Source organism: Myxococcaceae bacterium JPH2, from assembly GCA_016458225.1.
GTDB lineage: Bacteria > Myxococcota > Myxococcia > Myxococcales > Myxococcaceae > Citreicoccus.
The window spans coordinates 1-1027 of record JAEMGR010000118.1 but is presented as its reverse complement, the minus strand read 5'-3'; the positions used below and the strand labels follow the sequence as shown (position 1 = coordinate 1027).

The window sequence follows — 1027 nt, the reverse complement described above, 5'->3', positions numbered from 1 at the left end:
GTACCCGTCCGGATCTGGGCGTCGAGGAGTTGAGTGAGTCGGGACACCTCCATGCGTTGAAGGGGCGCGATGGAGGAACGAATGACGAGACGAATTGGAGCCGCCGAGTGGCGGCGACTGGTGTTGGAGCTGGAAGAGAGCGGGCAGACGCACAAGGAGTTCGCCGCGGCGAAGGCCGTCCCGGTGAGCACGCTCCAGTTCTGGTTGTACAAGCTGCGCAGAGAGGCCATGCGAGCAAGCGCCTCTCCCGTGCTGCTGCCAGTAGAGATAGTAGACTCGGCCGCGCTTTCAGCGCGGCGGGGAGGTCCCCCTTCAGGTGGTCCACTTGGCTTGCTGGAAGCCGCTCTTCCCTCTGGCGTCGTGGTGCGTTTCCCGGCGGGGACGGACGTGGCGTATCTGCGCGCAGTCCTGGCGGGGCTGGGTTGACGTGCTCCTTCTGCCGCGCGCCGTCCGCATCCATCTGGCCGCTGAGCCGGTGGACATGCGCAAGTCCATCGACGGTCTCTTCGTTCATGTGCAACGCGTCCTGGTGGCCGACGCGTACTCCGGCCACCTCTTCGTCTTCGTCAGCAAGCGGAGGGACAAGGTGAAGGTGCTGGCGTGGGACGGCGGAGGATTCCTGCTTCTATACAAGCGACTGGAGGCGGGCCGCTTCCGCATGCCTGTCGTCGCGGACGACGCCACGTCGGTGCAGTTGGACTCCACCCAATTGGCGATGCTGCTCGACGGCATCGACGTCTCTCGGGTACGTCGGCCGGCCCAATGGCAGCCACCCGGGCAGCCAGCCGAGTCCCAGGGCACCTCGGCTCGGCGGTGAGTACCTGGGTGGCATGGCTCGTGAGCTGCCAATGGACCACCACTGCCCGTGGCGCGAGGAAGCCGAAGCGCTTCGCGAGCGGTTGACGGCGCTCGAGCAGCAGGTCGCGACGCTCACCCGCACCGTCTTTGGCAAGAAGTCGGAGAAGCTACCTCCGCCCGCCGAGGAACTTCGCAAGGAGGCTCCTCGCGACGAGAAGGCCAAGGCGGA

The 1027-nt window shown here is 66.2% G+C and carries 3 protein-coding genes; all 3 read left to right on the top strand.

The window, feature by feature from the left end:
* The first annotated feature begins 81 nt into the window (after positions 1-81).
* Positions 82-426 (top strand): IS66 family insertion sequence element accessory protein TnpB, encoded by a 345-nt coding sequence (locus JGU66_36380; GenBank protein MBJ6766254.1) that lies wholly within the window; start codon positions 82-84, stop codon positions 424-426.
* A gap of 1 nt (position 427) precedes the next feature.
* The gene (gene tnpB / locus JGU66_36375; protein MBJ6766253.1) at positions 428-817 is read left to right on the top strand and encodes an IS66 family insertion sequence element accessory protein TnpB; all 390 of its coding nucleotides are present in this window, start codon (positions 428-430) and stop codon (positions 815-817) included.
* 31 nt (positions 818-848) lie between these two features.
* The coding region (locus tag JGU66_36370) for an IS66 family transposase (protein ID MBJ6766252.1) at positions 849-1027 on the top strand (179 nt) is incomplete at its 3' end.

Excerpts from the sequence above, each read along its gene's own strand:
- JGU66_36380 (MBJ6766254.1), top strand. The coding sequence starts at position 82 with ATGACGAGACGAATTGGAGCCGCCGAGTGGCGGCGACTGGTGTTGGAG.